Origin of the sequence: Faecalispora sporosphaeroides DSM 1294, from assembly GCA_000383295.1 — a bacterium.
In the GTDB taxonomy this organism is placed as follows: domain Bacteria; phylum Bacillota; class Clostridia; order Oscillospirales; family Acutalibacteraceae; genus Faecalispora; species Faecalispora sporosphaeroides.
In genome coordinates this window covers 1-19,779 of record KB911075.1, presented here as the reverse complement: position 1 = coordinate 19,779, position 19,779 = coordinate 1, and the positions used below count along the sequence as shown (strand labels likewise).

At 53.7% G+C, this 19,779-nt stretch carries 21 protein-coding genes and 2 rRNA genes; 3 read left to right on the top strand and 20 right to left on the bottom strand.

Annotated elements, in window-relative coordinates; genetic code table 11:
• Position 1: 1 nt before the first annotated feature.
• Genes G340_RS0114235 through G340_RS0114225 form a run of 3 tightly spaced genes read right to left on the bottom strand, consistent with a single transcriptional unit; the run spans position 2 to position 2,862 of the window.
• The gene (locus G340_RS0114235; RefSeq protein WP_020074318.1) at positions 2 to 697 is read right to left on the bottom strand and encodes an Rnf-Nqr domain containing protein; all 696 of its coding nucleotides are present in this window, start codon (positions 695 to 697) and stop codon (positions 2 to 4) included.
• Positions 684 to 1,604, bottom strand: a complete 921-nt coding sequence (locus G340_RS0114230) for an RnfABCDGE type electron transport complex subunit D (RefSeq protein ID WP_326522416.1) — start codon at positions 1,602 to 1,604, stop codon at positions 684 to 686. Before G340_RS0114230 ends, G340_RS0114235 begins: the two co-directional genes overlap by 14 nt.
• Before the next feature lie 19 nt (positions 1,605 to 1,623).
• Positions 1,624 to 2,862, bottom strand: coding sequence for a 4Fe-4S dicluster domain-containing protein (locus G340_RS0114225; protein ID WP_020074316.1), 1,239 nt, complete (start codon positions 2,860 to 2,862; stop codon positions 1,624 to 1,626).
• 78 nt (positions 2,863 to 2,940) lie between these two features.
• On the opposite strand from G340_RS0114225, the gene G340_RS0114220 reads away from it, so the two are divergent.
• A complete protein-coding gene (locus tag G340_RS0114220) occupies positions 2,941 to 3,513 on the top strand; it encodes a hypothetical protein (RefSeq protein ID WP_020074315.1) in 573 nt (190 codons plus the stop codon).
• Here the strand turns inward: G340_RS0114220 and rpe are convergent.
• From rpe to G340_RS0114175, 8 genes are all read right to left on the bottom strand, one after another.
• On the bottom strand, positions 3,510 to 4,148 hold the full coding sequence (gene rpe / locus G340_RS0114215) for a ribulose-phosphate 3-epimerase (protein ID WP_020074314.1): 639 nt from the start codon (positions 4,146 to 4,148) through the stop codon (positions 3,510 to 3,512). The genes G340_RS0114220 and rpe overlap by 4 nt on opposite strands.
• 283 nt (positions 4,149 to 4,431) lie before the next feature.
• A complete protein-coding gene (locus tag G340_RS0114210) occupies positions 4,432 to 5,373 on the bottom strand; it encodes an AEC family transporter (protein WP_020074313.1) in 942 nt (313 codons plus the stop codon).
• A 2-nt stretch (positions 5,374 to 5,375) separates the two neighbouring features.
• Entirely contained in the window at positions 5,376 to 5,768 is a 393-nt protein-coding gene (locus tag G340_RS0114205; RefSeq protein WP_020074312.1) for a hypothetical protein, read from the bottom strand.
• Between the two features lie 133 nt (positions 5,769 to 5,901).
• The gene (locus tag G340_RS0114200; protein ID WP_020074311.1) at positions 5,902 to 6,234 is read right to left on the bottom strand and encodes a hypothetical protein; all 333 of its coding nucleotides are present in this window, start codon (positions 6,232 to 6,234) and stop codon (positions 5,902 to 5,904) included.
• Positions 6,235 to 6,654: 420 nt separating this feature from the next.
• Positions 6,655 to 7,842, bottom strand: a complete 1,188-nt coding sequence (locus tag G340_RS0114195) for a ubiquitin-like domain-containing protein (protein WP_020074310.1) — start codon at positions 7,840 to 7,842, stop codon at positions 6,655 to 6,657.
• 593 nt (positions 7,843 to 8,435) lie between these two features.
• Positions 8,436 to 8,600: a hypothetical protein gene (locus tag G340_RS18100; RefSeq protein ID WP_154653232.1), complete on the bottom strand. Its 165-nt coding sequence runs from the start codon at positions 8,598 to 8,600 to the stop codon at positions 8,436 to 8,438.
• A gap of 458 nt (positions 8,601 to 9,058) precedes the next feature.
• Positions 9,059 to 9,943 (bottom strand): NYN domain-containing protein, encoded by an 885-nt coding sequence (locus G340_RS0114180; protein ID WP_020074307.1) that lies wholly within the window; start codon positions 9,941 to 9,943, stop codon positions 9,059 to 9,061.
• Between the two features lie 189 nt (positions 9,944 to 10,132).
• Positions 10,133 to 11,362 (bottom strand): LL-diaminopimelate aminotransferase, encoded by a 1,230-nt coding sequence (locus G340_RS0114175; protein WP_020074306.1) that lies wholly within the window; start codon positions 11,360 to 11,362, stop codon positions 10,133 to 10,135.
• A 224-nt stretch (positions 11,363 to 11,586) separates the two neighbouring features.
• On the opposite strand from G340_RS0114175, the gene G340_RS0114170 reads away from it, so the two are divergent.
• On the top strand, positions 11,587 to 12,444 hold the full coding sequence (locus tag G340_RS0114170) for a LysR family transcriptional regulator (protein ID WP_020074305.1): 858 nt from the start codon (positions 11,587 to 11,589) through the stop codon (positions 12,442 to 12,444).
• Between the two features lie 230 nt (positions 12,445 to 12,674).
• Here the strand turns inward: G340_RS0114170 and rpsI are convergent, their stop codons facing one another.
• From rpsI to G340_RS0114155, 3 genes are all read right to left on the bottom strand, one after another.
• Positions 12,675 to 13,076: a 30S ribosomal protein S9 gene (rpsI, locus tag G340_RS0114165; protein ID WP_020074304.1), complete on the bottom strand. Its 402-nt coding sequence runs from the start codon at positions 13,074 to 13,076 to the stop codon at positions 12,675 to 12,677.
• Positions 13,077 to 13,091: 15 nt separating this feature from the next.
• Entirely contained in the window at positions 13,092 to 13,520 is a 429-nt protein-coding gene (gene rplM, locus G340_RS0114160; protein ID WP_020074303.1) for a 50S ribosomal protein L13, read from the bottom strand.
• Between the two features lie 285 nt (positions 13,521 to 13,805).
• Positions 13,806 to 14,525 (bottom strand): hypothetical protein, encoded by a 720-nt coding sequence (locus G340_RS0114155; RefSeq protein ID WP_020074302.1) that lies wholly within the window; start codon positions 14,523 to 14,525, stop codon positions 13,806 to 13,808.
• A gap of 182 nt (positions 14,526 to 14,707) precedes the next feature.
• Between G340_RS0114155 and G340_RS0114150 the strand changes: the two genes are divergently transcribed.
• Entirely contained in the window at positions 14,708 to 15,256 is a 549-nt protein-coding gene (locus G340_RS0114150) for a biotin transporter BioY (RefSeq protein ID WP_020074301.1), read from the top strand.
• 148 nt (positions 15,257 to 15,404) lie between these two features.
• Here the strand turns inward: G340_RS0114150 and rrf are convergent.
• The 6 genes from rrf to G340_RS0114115 all read right to left on the bottom strand — a co-directional run.
• Positions 15,405 to 15,521, bottom strand: a 5S ribosomal RNA gene (gene rrf / locus G340_RS0114145).
• Positions 15,522 to 15,998: 477 nt separating this feature from the next.
• Entirely contained in the window at positions 15,999 to 17,600 is a 1,602-nt protein-coding gene (locus tag G340_RS0114135) for a putative ABC exporter domain-containing protein (RefSeq protein ID WP_020074299.1), read from the bottom strand.
• Positions 17,597 to 18,313 (bottom strand): ABC transporter ATP-binding protein, encoded by a 717-nt coding sequence (locus G340_RS0114130; protein ID WP_020074298.1) that lies wholly within the window; start codon positions 18,311 to 18,313, stop codon positions 17,597 to 17,599. Before G340_RS0114130 ends, G340_RS0114135 begins: the two co-directional genes overlap by 4 nt.
• Positions 18,314 to 18,506: 193 nt before the next feature.
• Complete coding sequence (locus G340_RS0114125; RefSeq protein WP_020074297.1) at positions 18,507 to 18,740, bottom strand: helix-turn-helix transcriptional regulator; 234 nt, start codon at positions 18,738 to 18,740, stop codon at positions 18,507 to 18,509.
• 5 nt (positions 18,741 to 18,745) lie between these two features.
• Positions 18,746 to 19,057, bottom strand: a complete 312-nt coding sequence (locus G340_RS0114120) for a DUF6442 family protein (protein WP_020074296.1) — start codon at positions 19,055 to 19,057, stop codon at positions 18,746 to 18,748.
• A gap of 450 nt (positions 19,058 to 19,507) precedes the next feature.
• Positions 19,508 to 19,779: ribosomal RNA gene (locus tag G340_RS0114115) — 23S ribosomal RNA — on the bottom strand; the annotation flags it as partial.

Sequence of the window (19,779 nt, the reverse complement as noted above, 5' to 3'; positions counted from 1 at the left end):
CCTACTTCGCCCTCCTTTCCGCCGCGGCCCGCTTGGCGTTCGCGTGCTGAATCAGCGCCGCGATCATTCCCAGCAGCAAAAACCCGACAAGCGGGTACGCTCCCGCGTGATATATTCCGCCCGTCTCCGCAACAACATTGCTCCAAATCTGCCGCAGGGCCGCCACCAGAAAGATCACGGCAGAAAAGCCCGCCGTGCAGCCCAGCGAATCCATCAGCACCGCCAGCGTGATGTGCGACGGCGCGTAGTCGTTGGCGCGCGACAGAATGATCGAATTGCCGATCATCAGAACCGTGTAGATGCCCAGAGCCGAAAACGCCTGCGGCATCAGCCACTTGGCCAGCGCCGCCGCGGGCAGATACATCCCTCCGGAGAGCGCCAGCGCTGCCGCGGGGCGAATCCACACCGGTATTTTCACCCAGCCGCTGAGAAGGCATACCGGCAGCATCATGACGAGCATCATCAGCGAAAGCACCGCGGCGTTCTGCATCGTATAGCCCGCCCCCACCACGGGGAACAGGCCCAGCGCGCCGATTGCCACCGGATTGCGGAAGACCAGGCCGTTCAGGAAAATCCCGGCGCTTTCCTTCATCAGGCGCTTTTGCAGTGTTTTTTTCGAGCCTCTTGCGGACGACCGCCGGCCGCCCTTTTCCATCAGCTGCGATTGTGCCTTCGCCTTCTTCTTACTGCCGCTCATTGCGCCTCGCCTCCCTCCTCGCCGTCACGGCAATCACAAAGCTGTCGATCACGGGGGAAACCGCGTTCATCAGCAGCACCGCAAAGCAGGCCGCCTGCTCAAACGCGCCGTACCGGCGCATCAGCATAATCAGCACGCCGGCCAACGCGCCATACAGGGCTTTGCCCACATGTGTGCGGGGTGACGTCACCGGGTCGGTGATCAAAAATACGGAGCAGAACAGCAGAGAGCCCGACAGCAGCTCATATTTTAACGACGTGAGCGGCGTTACCATAATGCGCGGGAACAGCAGGGCCGTCAGCCCGGCTGCCGCCACAAAGCATACGGTAATCCGCCAGCTCACCGTTTTCTTCACGATCAGGTACACGGCGCAGGCCGCGATCACCAGTACGGCGGTGGTTCCGATTGCCCCGCCCTCCGTGCCCCACAGCATTTCGGAGGGAATCTGGTTGGGCTTGAGCCCCTCCTTGAGTACCGAAGCCGCAGATGTCTCCGAAAACGCAAACACCCGCTGGGGCCAGAACACGGTGACGAACGCAACTCCCGCCGCAGCAGGGTGAAACGGGTTGTTTCCGGTAAAGCCGAACGGCACACGCACGGCAAAAACCGCGAACGCGCCAGCCACAATCGGCAGCCATAAGGGCGCCGACGGCGGCATCAGCATCGCGATCGTCAGGCCCGTCACCACGGAAGAAAGCTCCGAAATATCCACCTGCCGCTTTGCGATCATACAGGCGGCGGTTTCAGAAACAAAGCACGCCGCGACCGCCGCCGCCGCAACCCAGAGCACGTGCGTACCGTAATGCACCGCGGGCAAGGGCAAAAGAAGAACCAGCGTGAGCAGCATGTCCTTCATCATGGTAGACACCGTTTGTCCGCTGCGGAGAAACGGCGGTTTTTGAATCATAAGCTGCTGCATTCGGCGCTTATCCCCTTTCTTTGATTTCCATTGCGCGGGCCACCGACCCCGAAAGATCGAGCCCCGACGGGCACACCACCGAGCAGGCGTTGCAGGCACAGCACAAATCGGCGCGCAGAAGCTGCCCGGCGTCCGGGTATTCCTGCCCTGCAAGGCGGCGGTAGATATCCCATGGCATGATCCCTACGGGACAGGCGGCCTCACATTTTCCGCACCCGATGCACGGGAACACCTTGACCGTCTGCATCGCCTCCGGCAGAACAATCAGGCAACGCAGATCCGCGGTGACAGGGGCACAGAGCTCCTCCACCCGGTTCCCGGTGATCGGCGAGCCCGCAATTACCGCCGTGCGTTTTTTCCGCCCGCACGCCGAAAGCAGGTCTTCGATCGGCATGCCCAGCGGAACCCGCAGATTCTGCCAGCGGGAAACGCCCTCCCCAGCCACGGTGACCACCGTGGTGGTCTGGGGGATTCCGCGCTCCGCCGCCTGCGCAAACGCTTCGAGCGCCTGCACGCCGATCAGCCCGGGGCGATGCCCCTCGCGGCGCAGCCTTTTCAAAAGGCCGGGCCGTGCGGGATACCGCCCGCCGCTGCCGACCAGCAGATCGGCGATCCGGCCCGAAACACGCGAGTAGCTGCGCGCCCGAAAGCCGCTGACGACCGCAACGCCGGTCTTTTGCGCGCCGACTGCCAAAGCCGCCAGCTCCAGACCCTTTTGCACCCCCTGCGGATTTTCGCGCAGAACAGCCAAACCGCTGCAAACATACGGCTCGTCATCCAGCACATTCGCGCCAAGCCAATCAATTTTCATTCTGCGAAGCCGTTTCAGCTTCTTAAACAAGGGTATCCCATCATATTCATCAATAATCCCGGCGGCCGCGGCCAGACGAACCAGGCCGTCCGGTGTGTGCTCCATACCGGGAGCGCGCAGGGCCAGCTCCTGCTCTGCGCCGTCCTGCCGGATCACCGCGCACTCCACCGCGCCCCGCACCGGGTGGGGCAGCGCCTGAAAGCCGGTGACCGTGCCGCTCACGGGCGAGGTGACCGCCACATGGCTGCCCGGCATAGAGAGCTGGGAAAAGCGCAGCACCGTCTCCCCTGCGCGCACGCAGCGGTCGGCCAGCGCCTGAGCGCCCGGCAAAGGCACATACAGCACCTCCGGCGCGGGCAGCGCCAGAATTTTCGCTTTCATCGTTCGGCTCTTCTGCTGCTCCAGCCGGATGCCGGAGGAAAAAAACGAAATCATTGAAAATCACCTCTTACAAAATACCGGTGCCGTTAATATTATAGTAGTGAAGCTCTTATTGTGATTGGGGGTGTCAACTTGAAGACGAAAGCCCTGGATGCCTCTCACCTGCTGATCATCCTGACCGCGCGGGAAACCCGGGCCTTGGGGCTGATGCAGGGCCTTAGCTGGAGCAGCTTGCACTGCCGGCTGACGATCGCCCGCATTTTTGCCGCGGCCTGCGCCAGCACCAACTTTACGCTGAAGAGGGATCAGGTTGCGATTCGTGCAATGGCAACCGCAGACGGTGAAACCGTACTGATGTTTACCGCGGTATCCCCGGCAAAAGCCAAAAAAGGAGAACCGCGTAAAATTTACCGGATCAAGTGCTCCGGGCCTTATGTGTACGAACTGGAAAACGCCGACGATCTTCTGGATGTACTGGAGCATCTATACCGACTCAACACGCTCGGCGGATGCCAGCTGCTGCGGTACGGCAGCGGCTACCGGCTGATTCTCTCCCCGTATTTTACGATGAAAGAAAAAACAGAAGCCTTTTTGAAAGAATACGCCCGGCTTCGCGGCATTGGCAAAACGGCTGCGGCCCTTTCTCTGGAGCACGGCGAGCTGCTCTCGCGCGACGCGGTGAACCAGGTGGGCGGGTGCCTTTAGCGCCCGGCCGCCTGCAGCTGCCGAATCACCGCGGCGGGGTCCTCCGCTTTGAAGATCCCGGTGCCGGCCACACAAACATCCACGCCCGCCCGTGCGCATTCCAGAACCGTTTGGGCGTTGATCCCTCCGTCCACCTCAATCAGGACGGAGGGATTTTTCTCTTTGATCTGCCGAACCTTCAAAAGCGGCCCGGGCATAAAGCTCTGCCCGCCGAAGCCGGGCTCCACCGTCATAACCAGCACCAGATACAGCTTGTCCAGATACGGAAAGACCGACTCGGCAGGGGTGTTGGGTTTGATTACCATCGCGGGTTTGACCCCGTGAGAGAGAATTTCCGCGATCACCTCATCGGGATCATCGTCGCATTCCACGTGGAACGAGACGATGTCCGCCCCGGCCTTCGCAAAATCGACAATGTATTTCTTTGGGTGCCGGATCATCAGGTGAACGTCAAACGGGAGCGCCGTGTGGGGCCGCATGGCCGCGATCACCGGAGCGCCAAAAGAAATATTCGGGACAAACGCGCCATCCATTACGTCCAGGTGGACGAAATCGGCGCCGCCGTCGGTAATTTTTTTCAGCTCGTCCGCCAGATGTGAAAAATCCGACGCCAGCATCGAGGGGGCTACTAACATAGTGAGATCTCCTTCCTGCGCAAAGCGCAGCGGCTGTTTTGGGGCAGCGCGCTTTTGAGGGACGCACCGGCGCTCCGCTCCGCAGCCGGGAGCGCCGTCCCCTCGTTTGATCTGTTCTATTTTACCCCAATCTGCGCCCTTTTTCAAGCGCGGCACAAAACACGTCCAAATAGAAAATGCCCGCCACAGCCGGAACGGCTGAGGCAGGCAATCTATTTGAAGCGGTACTCAATCTCGCCCGCATTCCATACTATGCGATTCGGAGTATACACGCCACTCTTTTTCAGGGAAGGGAGGCCAATTTCTGCGCCATCACCGCAATTGCCGGCATGGTGAAAATCGAGAGCAGCGTGCTCAGCGCGATCATTTTACAGGCCAGCTGCGTGTCGTTGCCGAGCTTGATCGCAAACAGCACCGAGTTCATCCCGACCGGCGCGGCCATCAGCAGCGCCGTGGTGACCATCACAACGGGATCGGGCCGAAGCAGACACAGCAGCAGCAAAAAGGCCACCGGCACCGCAACAAGACGCAGCGCCGTCACCAAGCAGACCCCGCGGTCTGAAACAACATCCCGCAGTCTCAGCTTTGCCAGATAGGTACCCACCACAATCATCGCCAGCGGCGTGTTCATCGCCCCGATGGAGTCCAGCGTTTGAATCAGCGGCCCCGGCAGAGGAATCGAAAGCGCGTACAGCGGCAGGCCCACCGCAAAACCGATGGTTCCGGGGTTCAGCAGCGCTTTTTTCAGCATCTGCTTGCTGTCTTCCCCCGCTCCGCCCAGGACGATATACCCATGCGTCCATGTCAAAAGATTAAACGCCACCACACACGCGGAGGCGTACACCACGCCCGCGTCGCCCAAAATAGACTGGGCCAGCGGCAGACCCATGAACCCGCAGTTGGAATATACCGCACCGTAACGCAGCATCCCCGCGCGGGCGCGCGGCTGCCCGCGGAAGAGCAGCTGCATCGCCGCGGCGACGACGATCATCCCCGCCAGAAACAAAAGGATCGTCAGCAGAATCTTGCCCGTGCTGACTCCTTCCGAATCCGCCTGCAAAGCCGCAATAATCAGACACGGCCCGACAATGTAAAGCAGCAGATCCGTCAGCTGCGCGGCGCCGCGCGAGGTAATGATGCGCTTTTTATAGCAAATATACCCCACACTCATGATCAAAAACATGACCAGAACTTTTTCCGCCACGGCAAGGGTCGAAGCGATCAAGACTACTCCTCCCTGTGGCCGTCGTCACCGGCGGGCGCGGATTCCTCTTCCGAAGCTTCCTGCGGCAAAGCCTGTTCTTCCTGCTCTCTGTATTCCCCATCCGGCGAGCTGCCCTGCTCGGGCGGATCCTGCTCCAGCGCGGCCCCAGACCGCTTCGTCTCGCGGTAAAAGGCTACGCCCACCACGGCCAGCGCGACCGCGGTCACTCCGCGCAGCACCCAGCCCATGGTTCCGCTGAACATGTGGTAATCCGGGTGCAGCAGATTCATCAGCCACCATCCGCCGAGGAACAAAAAGTAAATCCCTGCGAAAATAAATATCTTGTTTTCCTGGCGCAGTCTGAAAATCATAATCAGACCGGCGGCAAACCAGACCACGGGGTAAAGATATGCCATATGCCATTTTCTCCTGTTCTGTAAAAAGAGAATTTTTCAGGCTTCGTTCAATCAGTCATACTCCCCGATGCTTCAAACGCGGCCCAAATACTCAGCTTTTAGTATAAAACCGGAGAAGGGGATTGTCAAGGACTCACGCGCACCGGCCCACCCGAGGGTGCTCCGCCGGCACGCGGGAAGAGGGGCAATATTTTGCGGCGCGGCGCTGAGAATGCAGAAAGCGCGCCCGCCGTTCTTTCGAGAACCGCTCTTTGCGAACGGCCAGCAGGCAGCAGCCTGAGAGCAGCCCCTGCATCAAGCTCTGCGCTACCTGCAGCGCAAATGCGCCGCCCGGAACGAAAAGCCCCAAGACGCCCGAAAGCGCGCACAGCGCCCAGATTTGGCGCGTTTCTTTCCGGCGGGGCCGCTCCTGCAGAAAAACCAGCACCGCAATTGCCAGGGTCAACACCGTTACCGTTGTACTCATCGTTTCGCCCTCCAAAACCGCTCATACGTTCGATTTCCTTCATCATAGCAAATGTTTGTTCGATTTGCAAGAGGGCAAGCGAAAGAAATTTTATTTTCCATATGCGTGTGCTTTTCTTCATAAGCTCGCGCAAGCGGAATCCACATGGGTGGAGCCGCAAAGAAAAAATTCAGTTCTTTCCGTTCTTTCCCTGAAAATGTGAAAAATGAATCTAAAGCATAAGACAAGCGCTGTGCCAGCAGACAGGCGAATCCTATACGCACATAGCGAAAAAGGATAGTGAATCCCGCGGTATCATTTCTCCGGTGAAAGGATTCGGAGCTTCCCTCCCGATTGAACCGCCTGTTCGAGAATCGGAACAGCAGAAAAGAGGAACGACCAAATCGGCCGTTCCTCTTTTGTTTTTCGCGCTACCCGCGGTCAGTCCAGAACGTAAATCAGCATATTGCGCACACCAAAGCTGTTGCACTGGCTTTCCGTATCGTAGTACAGGTCGACCAGAATCCGGCCGCTGAGCATCGCTCCGCCGGTATCCGCCGCCTCGGCATAACCGTACACGACCTTGCCGTTGGGCGAAGTAATATACAGCTTTGTTCCATAAGGAATAATTTCGGGATTAACCGCCACATAACCAACCTTGGCAGGCTTGCCGGTTGCGGTACGCCCGCCGTTTGAGGTGTAGGCCGTAGCCTTGCCCTTAAGCACCTTTTTGTAGGTCATCTGCCTGCCGTTTTTATCCGTAAAGGTTGGCGCGGCAGATACCTCCGCCACTACGGCCTTCTCGGAAGGAGCCACCAGCTTTACTTCCGCAACAGGCTGCTTCACAACTGCGCTGCTGACGGCTTCGGTTTCCTTCACGATGCCGTCTACGAGCTTTTCGCGAACGACAACCTCGCGCTCACCGGGTTCCCCGACCGTTGTAATGCGGTAAGACCCCTGCGAAACGGTGTCGCTCTCTTTTGTGACAGTGGTATACGGAATCTCTTCCGTCTTTGTCACGTCACGGTAGGTGACTCTTTTTACGGTAACCACAAGGCCGTCTCCCACCGGCGTGCTGAGAGACGGAGTCACGATGTCGTCCTCGTTTAACGAGATGCCGCTCTCTTCGAGCGCCTGCCCTACGGTTCCCTCAGAAACCACGGGGCTCAGAAAGCCGCCGTCGAGCAGAACGTGAATCCCATACTGTTTTGTCACCTGTACATGGTCGCCATCAGAAAGCTCCTGATCCAGAGGAATATTGAGCTGATCTTTGTCGCTCACCTGTACCCCGGCCTTTTTGAGCGCCTGAGCAACGATCTCATTCGTGTACATGATTACCGGGGTGGTTTTTCCCCCGGCGGTTACATTTACCTCGTACCCTCTGCGAACATGAATGACAATCCCATGCTCATCATTTCTTGTTACCACATCGTGGGGGCCAACTTTGACCTGGGCCTGTGCCAGAATGTCTTCTGTTTTAGAAGACAGCACCTGAATTGTATAAGTGTTATTATCATCCACAATGGTGGCGGCAATGGTGGTTGCAACCGCTGTTACGACGGAACTTAAAAAAACAATCATCGTCAGCGCGAACGCGACGAATTTTTTCGCCGGAAAATGAAGTTCCAACTTGCATTGTCTCCTTTCTTCTTCCTCAACACTCTGAATATGAAAAAGCCGCAAAGAAACTTTGCGTCGTTGAGGTAAGGAATTCGGATGTGCGTCAATGGCGCTATTATATCTGCACAATATGAATGTTGTCAAATTAGTTTCCTAGGTATTTTTGTGCAGTTTATATAATTCAAAAAAAATATTATTCTTACACAGAATAATAATTACCGGTTTTCTCCGATTTTCTGATTTTTCGCCGTGGCAAGCAGGCCCCTTTTCTGTGCAAACTGCAAGAAAATGAACGGTTACAAACTTGTTACAATCGTTACAGACGTGTTTTTGTTTGTAAAATGAGCGAGAAAAAAGCATTATTGTTTTGAGAAAAAAGAGTTTCAAAGCTCAAAAATCCAGCAATTGCTGGATTTTTTCATTTTCCTTCGCATTTCCGCCGATTTTTGAAATTCTGTTAGAATTTGTATTTTTATCGCGAAAATTTTTTTTGAAAAAAGGCTTGACGAATCTGATTTTTTTATCTTGCGAACCTGGCCACATGCAGATTCTTCCGTATGCCGTTTTGCGTTTTTAAATAAAAAGCCTGGTGAACCATCTTCTTATTTGTAAAAAATTTCCTTCCAAAAAATGGGCAAAGGCAAGCCTTCTGCTTCCAAATTTTTCTTTCCTTTTCCAGAATTTTTCGTTTTTGTCGGCTGGTTTTCCGCCGTTCCCTGAGGAAGAATTTTTACATTTTGCAGGCCCGAAAACAGCATTGCAGGCACCCCGATTTTTGCTGTGAAACAATGCAAAAAAACGCCTGATTTCCTTTTTCATTATATATAGGGAAATCGGGCGTTTCTGCGCTCCTGCCGAAGCTCCCTCAAAAGTGGCTTTACGGCTGGGTTTTCCCCTCTTTTTTGAGAGCCCTTTGGAAAAAACATCCCGCACGAAGGAATGATTCGTTCCTCTCCATTGAATTTTGTATAAACACTCGTTGAAAATACGCTTTGGATATTCTTTTCACGCATTGTTTCACAGGCTGCTCCGCTTTGTTGCGCGAAAGGGGACTCCCAATCGCTTTTCGTTTCGTATTTCTCCTGCGGGAATCCTCCGCTGCAAAACAGCATGTTTTTTCTATATATAATGAAAAGGGGGAATTATCAAAAATCCCCACGTCTTCCCAATGGGGAAAACGCGGGAAAAAACCGACCGGGCAAACCAGAATTCTTCTGCCCGGCAGTCAATCGTTCAGTCTCTTATAATAATCGTATTTTGCCTGCACAACCGCCTCCATATCGAAGTTCGGCAGAATGGCGTCCTCTGTGAGAATTCCCTTATGAATCAGTACATCCTTTTTATCAGCCGGCAGCATCGCGACATAAGGCCTGCCATTATACAGATAGTGATAAAACAGCACCTTCCCCTGCCGGTACAAATCGAGAAGGACGTTGGCCATTTCGTAAATCATGATTTTGGAAAACGCAACCTCGTTTTTCAGGTTATACTCCAGCGCATATTCGCGGAACACACCCGTCTTATCATATTCCACCACTTTTTCATCGATATATTTATTGAACTTCTTCCAGTACAGATCGATTATATCGTCTAAAACGCGGTGAGAAATTGCCGTTTTGACAATCTCCTCCAAACGGATATGCTCGTCCGCGAAAGCGATCAGGGCTTCGTTGTACTGGTCGCCGGTGGTGATCACCGACACGTTTCGTTTATTGGCGCGAATGACATTGAGCAGCGGGGTCATGTCCTTGTCGTTGGACATGATATAGAACTCATCGATATTGTGATTGGAGTAGATCGAGGTCAACACATCGATCGTAATTTTCAAATCCGCATAATTCTTGCCCTGGTTAGCGGTGTGAATCGTTTCCACCCCGTAAGACTGCAGCAGCGACTGATGATAGGACTCGTAAAGATCGGTATTGTCAAAATTACAGTACACCGCAATCTTAATCACCCGCTTGCCATGAATCCGGCACCATTCACGCAGTTTTTCAAAAAAGGCCAGGCGCAGCATATTCTCATTTCGTTCCAACAGGCACTTATACACATTTTCATAGTCCACAAATACGGCTACGTTAACCGGCTCCTGATTTCTGATTTCATCCATAGTGTCACCTCGTTCTTAGCGTAACACAATCGCCCCGCATTTACAATCGCGACATTTCTTTGCCCGGAGCCGTGAGAACATCGCGAATTCTACCCACGGTATAACAAATCCCCTCCTAACTGAATAGGAAGGGATTTGTTCACAAAACACAAACCGATTGCTTTCAATATCGATCCGGTAAGGAATTGGCTAAAACACAAGCTCACAGCGGGCCAGACGGCGCTCGATCTCCTCGACGATCCGCGCTTCCTCCTGCTCCCCGTCGGCAACAAACGTGACGGATGCCCGAATAGAATGCCCTACGTCGTCCCACGGAACCGTGGAGATCAGCGCATTTTGCAGCAGGTAATCGGAAAACTCTTCGGCAGTATGGAAAACCCGGCCGTCCCGGGTTCCCTTGGGGATCTCCATATACTCGTAAAAGGACGCCTTGGGCCGCACGGCCAAAAAACCGATCCGGCGCAGTGCGGCGGACAGCAGCTCGTGCCTTCTGCGGTATTTTTCGCAGGCCGCCTGTGTGATTTCCGGGTGGGCGAGCGCGTAGGCGCCCGCGTGCTGTATGGCGATAAACTGCCCGGAATCGTTGTTGTCCTTCACGGCGGCGACCGCCTTCACAATTTTTTCATTTCCCGCGATAAAGCCCAGCCGCCAGCCGGTCATATGATAGGATTTGCTCAGGGAGTGAACCTCGATTCCAACCTCTATGGCTCCCTCCACCGACAAAAAGCTGAGCGGCCGCTCGTCAAAGGTCAGCGCGCCATAGGCGGCATCCTGAATCACAATAATCTCGTTCTGCTGTGCAAATTCAATCACCGCTTGGTAGAAGTCTTTTGTTGCAACCGCTCCGGTCGGATTATTGGGGTAATTCAAATAAAGCAGCTTTGTCTTTTGCAGCACCGCTCGCGGAATGGAGCTCAAATCCGGAAGAAAATGATTCTCCCGCAGCAGCGGCAGAGAGTACACACCGCCGCCCAGCCACTTTGTTTTCGTCCCGAGAATCGGGTAGCCCGGCACGGTCATCAGCGTAATATCGCCCGGATTGATGAAGGCCTGTGGGATCATCGCCAGCGCGGATTTAGAACCCATGGAATGCAGAATCTGCGTTTCCGGGCACAGCCCGCCCACGCCGAACACTTCTTCCAAATAGGCCGCCGCGGCCTGCTGGAACAAGAGAATTCCGTTATCCGCGTACCCCCGGTTCTTCCATTCCTTCGCCTGCTCATACAGAACGTCGATCACCGCGGCGTCCGCCATGGCGTCCGGCTCGCCCACACCTAAATCGATCAATAGAGTTTCGGGGTGTTCCCGTTCCATCCGGCGCCGGGTCTTTTTGATTTTTTCAAACTTATACAGCTCCGCCTGCTTGCCAAACGACGGCCCACCGATACGGTCTGCAAACAGCTCTTGAAGATACTCCAACTCACTCCATCCCTTCCCGCAGGCTTTTCTTATTGAACAGTATAACAGGATGTAGTATGATATGTAAAACTGATATTTTAGATCATTGTCATTCGTTTTTTCGATGATAGGAGTTTTCTCTCTGCCCCGGCAGGCGGCAAACACCTTCTATGCCCCATTTCAAGACTTTGAAGCACCGCCCCAAAGCCTTGAGCGGGTCGGATTTTATCACAGGAGGCAGGCTGATGAACACCGATACACTCCAAACCTTTCTTTTGCTGGCGGAACTGAAAAATTACACGCACACCGCAAACCAGCTGTTTGTGGCGCAGTCGACCGTGAGCAACCGAATTCAGGAGCTGGAGGCCGAGCTGGGAAAACCGCTTTTCGTGCGCAGCCGAAAGCAGCTGCGGCTCACGGAGCAGGGCGAGCGCTTTCTGGCCTATGCCCGGCGCATTCTGGAGCTGACACAGAGCGCCGCCGAGGAGTTGAACAGCATGTCGCACTACCGCTTCTCTCTGCGGATCGGCTCGACCAACACCATTTACGACTGCCACCTCTCGCGAAGGCTGGTGGATTACTCTCTGAGCCACCCGGAAACCAGGCTGAACATCGTTATCGGCCATTCTCACGCGCTGATTCAGATGCTGCAGGATCACACGCTGGACATGGCGTTTTCTTATGTCCCGTATGCGAAAAAGGGCATCGAGTGCTCTCTGTTCGCCACCGACGAGCTGCTGCTGGTAACCGCACCGCAAAACCGGGAGTACGGTCAGGGGATTTTGCGGCGGGAACTGACCGGCATCCCCTATTTATACTGTGATTTCCCGTTTCAGGAGGTCGGCAGCTATATTCGGGATCTGTTCCCGGCAGGGCACGCCTTTCCGCTGGAAATCGACCGCAGCGCAAATTTGCTGCCGTTCCTATGTGGCGGCAAGGGCTATTCTTTCCTCCCTGCCAGCATCGTGCGCGATTCGATTGACCGGGGGATGCTGCTGCCCATTCCTTTACTCGATTTTTCGATTCCTCCCGTCAGCTGCTATCTGCTCACCTGCGGCGTGGCAGGCAGCGATTCTCTTCTGGCGGCTCTGCGGGAAGGATAACGTCCATTTGCTGAAAGCCGTCCGGTTTTGAGCTGTGACCCCAGCGACACACCCTTGTGGTGTCGCTTGGCGGTCAACGGCAGCAGACCGCCGGCGCCGGTTCACCGTGCGCCTCCAATCGATTCCATTTGGTGTTTGTCAAGCAGAAAGAGCTAACCCTCTTGCGGGCAGCACGAAACCCCCAGGGCCTATGGCCCCGGGGGTTTCGCATAATCCCAGTCGGGATAAAATTATCGTTTCGAGAACTGCGGTGCGCGGCGAGCCGCTTTCAAACCGTACTTCTTGCGTTCCTTCATTCTCGGGTCGCGGGTCAGGAAGCCTGCCTTCTTCAAAGTGGAGCGCAGGTTCTCGCTGTCGTACTGCAGCAGCGCTCTGGCAATTCCGTGACGGATCGCACCGGCCTGGCCGGTAACGCCGCCGCCCGCAACGCGGCAGACAACGTCGAACTTGTCGGCCACATTGGTCAGCTCCAGAGGCTGACGCACGATCAGCTTCAGGGTCTCCAGACCGAAATAATCGTCAATATTTCTGTCATTAATGGTCACCTTACCGGTTCCCTGATAGATTCTGACGCGGGCCACAGAGCTTTTTCTTCTTCCAGTTCCGTAAAAATATGGAGCCTTATCGTACATACTTATCCCCCTCCCTTAAAGCGCCCATTCGGCGGGCTTCTGTGCGCTGTGCTGATGCTCGGCGCCGGCATACAGGCGCAGTCTGGTGAGCGCCGCACGGCCAATGGTGGTATCCGGAATCATGCCTTTTACGGCAAGCTCCATTGCTCTTTCAGGCTTCTCACGCATCAGAGTGTCGTAACGAACCTCTTTCAGGTTACCGATGTAACCCGTGTGGTGGTAATAGTACTTCTTCTGAAGCTTTGAACCGGTCAGAACAGCCTTTGCGCAGTTGACAATGACAACATGATCGCCGCAATCCACATGGGGGGCGAAGGTGGGCTTGTGCTTACCGCGCAGTAAAACAGCAGCCTGTACCGCAACACGGCCAAGCGGCTTACCGGCAGCATCAATCACATACCACTTGCGGTCAACCTGACCCGCTTTGGGCATATAAGTAGACATGAGCGTTTTCCTCCTAAAAAATCTTCTGTTTATTCCTCGCAAACCCAACTGGGTTTTTTCCTAAAAGAACAGCTTCTCCGCGGAAGCGATGGAACTGCATTTCTGATACTACCACAACCGGCGGGGGCTTGTCAAGTGTGAAGCGCCGTTTTTTTAATTTATTTTGTATTCCCTCTTATTTTCGCCGGTTTTTAATGCTTTACTCTTTGTTTCTGCCCCTTCATTTCACATTTTACCATGTGCGCACCGCAAAGAAAAAGCCCTCCTTTTCGGGAGGGTTTGCCTTCAGCTTCCGTCCTGCTGAATCCGCTGCGGGAAAACGACGCTGTCCAGCCGCCAGTCTTCCCTCTGCTTTTTCAGGCACAGATTCTTTTTCATCGGTGCGGAGCCCTGGGTCTGGATGGTCAGCTCTACCGTGATCTCATCGACCGTCTGCCGCATGATCACCGACGTGTCTACCAAATACTCCATCGCTGCCGGGGACAGAACCGGATGATCCTGCGAGACGTAGAGCACCCCGTCAATTTCCTGTAAAATCGGGTCTGTTCCCTCAAACAGCTCAGAGCAGTACTCCTCTGCCGCTTCCGGCGTATAAATCGACCGCATTTCTTCCCGTATTTTCTCGGAGGAATCAAATTCCCCGCCCGTTACCGGCACAAGCCCTTCCAGCGTGCTCTCCGCCGCGCTCTCAGAGCCCGCGGCCGTGTCGTTCGCAGAATCCTGCACACCTTGAATGGAGAACGCCGCCGCGCGCTTTTCGTCCGATCCGGACAAATCCTCTATCATAATCTGCGACTGTACTGCCTTCGCTTGGTCAATAAGGCCCCGCACAATCCCTTTCACCTCTTCTGAAGACAGCGGCTGCTTTTGGACAAAGCTTTGCGCCTCTATCATGCCCGCCTTTGGGGCCAGCGCTACGGATTCTTCCCTTTCCAGCGACTGAATACATCCCCACAGCAGGAAGAAGGCCGCAAAACAGAGCGCAATTCCAGATAATCTGTGCATGTGCTCATCCTTTCCTAAAATATCCTATATTGGATATAATTTGCAGTATTAGTATTTTACACTAAAAATGCAAGAAGTACAAGAAACGGTTTTGTAACCAGTATTGTCAACCTGCAAATTATATATATGTTGACAATCTAAGGCGTGTTCTGTATAATACAGTTTATGAGGAGGTCTTGAGGATGAAGACAAAAAATTTGGCGCTGACCGCTATGTTTACAGCGCTTACTATGGTTTTAGGGCCGCTGGTCATCGTGCTGCCTTTTACGCCGATTCCGATTTCGCTGGCGATGATTCCAATTTATCTGTGCGGGGCGCTGCTGCCGAAAAAGAACGCGTTCAGTGCACTGGTGGTATATTTAATGTTGGGAGCCGCCGGCCTGCCGATTTTCAGTCAGTTCCGCGGGGGGCTTGGCATTTTGGTAGGGCCGACCGGCGGCTTTTTGCTGGCCTACCCGATCATGGCGTTTGTAATCGCGCTTCTGCTGGAAAAGCTGCCGCAGAACCGCTTTTATTCTTTGGCGATTGCCTTTTCGGTCGCTCTTGTGATCTGCTATGCCGCCGGTTGCCTGATGTTCATAGCGGTGGCCCATGCGGATTTGGCAAAAGCGCTCTCCCTCACGGTGATCCCGTTCGTTCCGCTGGATCTGGCAAAAATCGTGTTTGCGGCCGCGGCAACCCTCGCTTTGAAAAAAGCGTTGTACCATGCAAAACTGTTGCCTCTTACCTGAATAAAACCTATCACAGCATACGCAACCTACAAAAATCGCTCCGGTGTTCCGGGGCGATTTTTGTATTCTTATTATTGATCTCCAATTTCTTCCAAAATTGCTTTTCCGATAAAAAAACAACCACCCTATTGGGTGGCTGCTTTTATGATGTTGGCGTCATCCTATTGTCCCGGGCCGTTACCAGCCAAGTATCTTCGGCACTGATGAGCTTAACTTCTGTGTTCGGAATGGGAACAGGTGGACCCTCACCGTCATCGACACCAACTATTCATTTTCGCTGTCGCTCTTGGCGACTTGATTATAATATCACAGTGTCGGACAAAATGCAAGCATTTTTTAAAAAAAATTTAAAAAACTTTCATACAGCGTCTTTTCCCCTCTTTTCTGCGGTGGAAACTGTCGCAAATCGTCATTTTCAGCGGGTGCCCTCGAGGGGGAAATTCCGCTTGCGCAGGTCTGCCCCTCAGGCCGGGGCGAACTAAAGAAAAATAAATCTTTCCGCAGCGAAGCCAGACAAGAAACCCTGCGCACCATTTGAAAGACAGAAAAAAGGCCTGCCCCAGCTTGAGGGCAAGCCTTGCACCGGCAAACTTCCCCTGCGGGGGGGAAGCCACTCATAGCAAAATGTGAAATTTAGAAAAAATTGGCCTCCGCGACGAATGAAATCGTCTTTTCCTTTCTCTGCCACGCAGCCGATACGCAGGCTTCCCGGACAGGCCTAAAATCAAACTCCAGACTGCGCTCACCGCATTTCCGGCGCCTCCAGAATATTGTGGCAGGCGGCGTAAATTCCCAGTGTGACAAGTATGCACCCTGCGGAGAACGCGATTCCCGCCAAATACCAGGGCAGCTGCAGGGCGATCATGGCAATCAGCGCGAGAGCGCCGCCGGGAATCGCCAGAACGAGCAGAATCAGCAGCTGCAGGAACGCGAGCAACCCCTTCGGTGCCGGCTGACCGAACAGGCGGAAAAACAGAATGCTTGTTGCGGTGAACAGGCACCCGAAGCTCGCGTACATCAGAATGGAGCAGATCCAGATAACCGGGCTGACCCGCAGGTACAGCCACAGCACCGTGAATGCTATGGCGCCGTCGACAAGCGGTTTGGCCAGAGTGGTGACACTGGCCCAGATCAACCGGGACAGCGAAGAAGACGGCACCAGATAGATATACGGCTTTTTCAGCTCCGCCACCCAATCGGCGGTCGCCTGAAAGAAAAAGAGCAGATAAATTTCCATCGTCAGCACAGACAAGTACATCGCCTCCGCGTTCATTGGGGCGCTGTCGCCGCGCGAGGTGCGTTCCAGAAAGACGACCATTCCGACCGCGATCAGCACAATCAGAATCGTAGAGGTTGACAGGAAGCCAAAGCGATTTTTACGGCGCATTTCGCACAGCTGCTTATAGAAGAACGTACTCGCCCCCCATCCGCCGTGAAAGCCGCCTTTTTTTACGACATGGCGGTTGCGCATCCGCGTCAAGTCCGTGCCGTCTTCATTCGCCTTTTTCTCCTGCATCGCCACATAGGTGACCTCCGTGCTTTGCAGAACATCCTCGTAATAATCGGGATTTCCCTTAACGAGCAGAATTACGCTGACGATGGTCAGAGCAAGAATCAGTGCGGTATACAGCGATGCCTGGCCGCCATTGCCGGAAATTGCCCCGAAAATCGCGCCGCGAAGCCAGCCGGCCACCGGGAATGCATCGAGCAGCGGCGACGACGCGCTTTGCAGCGCACCCTGATATACATTTTCGGAGCGAAGCGCACCCGCGGCCACAAATAAAGCCGGCACGGCCGCCGCGCCGTAAACCGCAAAGCTGACAATCCTGCGACGCGCGGCGCTGCCATTGCTCAGGTTATACAGCAGCATCGAAAGAATCTGCGCCAGAATCAGCAGAAAGGCCAGGCCGACGAGCATCATAAGAACTTGCCCCGGCGTAAGGTCAAACATTTCCATCAGCATCGGGGAATACAGCATCAGGAACACGACCACCAGGATCATCGACGTCATCTGCTTCACCAGGCCGTAGGCCAAAATCAGATTCGGCCGAAGCGGCGATACAAACAGAAGATTCACGTCAGGCATACTGAAAAACGTTGAGCCGGACTTGACCCCCGACATCAGTATCATCACCAGCAGCCCCAGGAGCACGAAGAAATAAATGCCCCCGATCAGACGGGTGTCGGGGACACCCGTCACAACGGCACTGCTCTGCCTGGTAAAGACAGAAAACACGATCATCGCAATGACAAACAAATAAGCAATCAGCTTACCCGGATGGCGGAACAATTCCAGCAGGGAGTTCTTCGCCTGCCGGCAGGTCAGGTAGAAAATGGATTTCATTCCGCAGTACCTCCATCCCCATTTTCTGTAATGGAGAAGAAGAGCTGTTCCAGATTTTCTCCGCTTTGCTCAATCTCCGCGCGGGTACGGATCGCCATGATTTTGCCGGATTTCATGATCAGTGCCTTGTCCCAGAACTCTGCGACACTGTCGAGCATGTGGGTACTGACAAGCACGGCGCAGCCCTGATCACGCAGCTCTGTCAGCATCGTTTTCAGTTCCTTGATCGCGTGCGGGTCCAGACCGACCAGCGGCTCATCCAGCATAATCACCTTGGGCTGCGGCAAAAGCGCACAGCAAAGACTCAGCTTCTGCTGCATTCCTTTTGACAGCTCGTGCCCCAGCTTCTCCTTCTTATCCGTCAGCTCCATTCTGTCCAGCAGGGCCTCGGCGCGCTCACGCCAATCCTGCAGCTGATACGCCCGGGAAATAAACTCCATGTGTTCCCACACGCTCAAAAGCGGGAACAGCGCAGGCAGCTCCGGCACATACCCAAACACGCGACGCGCTTGCGCTTTTTTATTCGGTACACCGCAGACGAGGATGGTGCCATGGAATCGCAGGAGCCCCGCAACACATTTAATGGTCGTTGACTTGCCCGCACCGTTCGGGCCCATCAGCACGGCAATCTCACCGGGCTGCACTTCAAAGCTCACGTTGTCGTTTGCCAGAAGGCTGTCGTATCGTTTTGTCAGATTTGAGACTGTCAGCATATTGTTTCCTTTCACCCTGTTTCAGGTAGCTCTCATTTTTCATCCTTTTTAAAGATACAGGAAGCGTCCCGCAATGTCAAGGAACAGCAAGAATTGCCAGTCGGCTGCCAACTGCTTGTAAATTATTCTATGTTCATTACAATCAGTAAAATTATGATTTTATCGTTTATAGGGGATGCATTCTCCTTTGCGTTCATTTCTTCGGCAGGGATTGCTCCAAATCGAAGTAAAAAACCTCTTCAAAGCTTTTCTCCAGAGCGACACAAATCAGCAGCGCCAGGCGCGCGCTGGGGCAGAATTGCAGATTCTCAATTGAGCCGATCGTCTGGCGCGAAACACCCACCAGCTCCGCAAGCTCACTCTGTGAAATTCTCTTTTCCGCCCGCCACATGCGGATACGGTTTTTAAAAATCAACTCCTGCTCCATATGCCTCACCAAGTTTGCGAAAAATAATTCATGAAAGAACACAGTGCCGCAATAGCGGTAAATATGGTAGTAACCAAATCTGATTTCCGACGATACGCTAAATATTTGTACAAATTGGTGACTGCCCCATAAGCCCAGAATACCGTCATCAAGTCATAGCTCGGTATTCCCTTAAAATAATTATATATCATCAACAGAAGCATAAAGGACATTAACAAGGCCTCCCCCTTTTGCCTTGCACGGTTATCTACAAATTCCGTACCTTCGTCACGAACCTTTGCCTGTTTGTTTTTGTCCAGAATTACATTGCGATCCATCTTCTACTCCTTTGTTTTGTCAGCAGTCATCAAGTGGGACAGGCACCTCTAACCCAGCGGCCAGGTACTTTTCATATACATATATGCCGAGTAAGCGGCCACAGCAAAGTTAGACTCTCCTTACAGTTCATTCGTAAAGTTCCTTATCTCAATCTTCTGATTATACCGTAGCACAAAGAAACACGTTTTGTCAAGTATGCATGACATATTATCTTTCATACTTGTCAGATTTACAAAATCGAATGATCTATTTGGGGCTGATGAGAGCTTTATAGAGGAAAGGCTACCTCCAAATAAAAATACCGGCCCCTCAAAAAAGGCCGGTACTTTTTTAATATAAAAAAAGAGAGCAGTCATGCTCTCTTTTCGTCCGTTTTATAACGGGCACTGAAAACTGAATAAAGAAGAAACAGAGTAAAAGCAAGTTGAGCAAGGCCCAACCAAGAATTTATGGTCAAGCCCTCGACCGATTAGTACTGCCAAGCTCAATGCATTACTACACTTACACACGCAGCCTATCAACCTTGTAGTCTTCAAGGGGTCTTACTAGCTTACGCTATGGGATATCTTATCTTGGAGTCGGCTTCACGCTTAGATGCTTTCAGCGTTTATCCGATCCGCACTTAGCTGCCCAGCTGTGCTCCTGGCGGAACAACTGGTGCGCCAGAGGTGCGTCCATCCCGGTCCTCTCGTACTAAGGACAGCTCTCCTCAAATATCCTG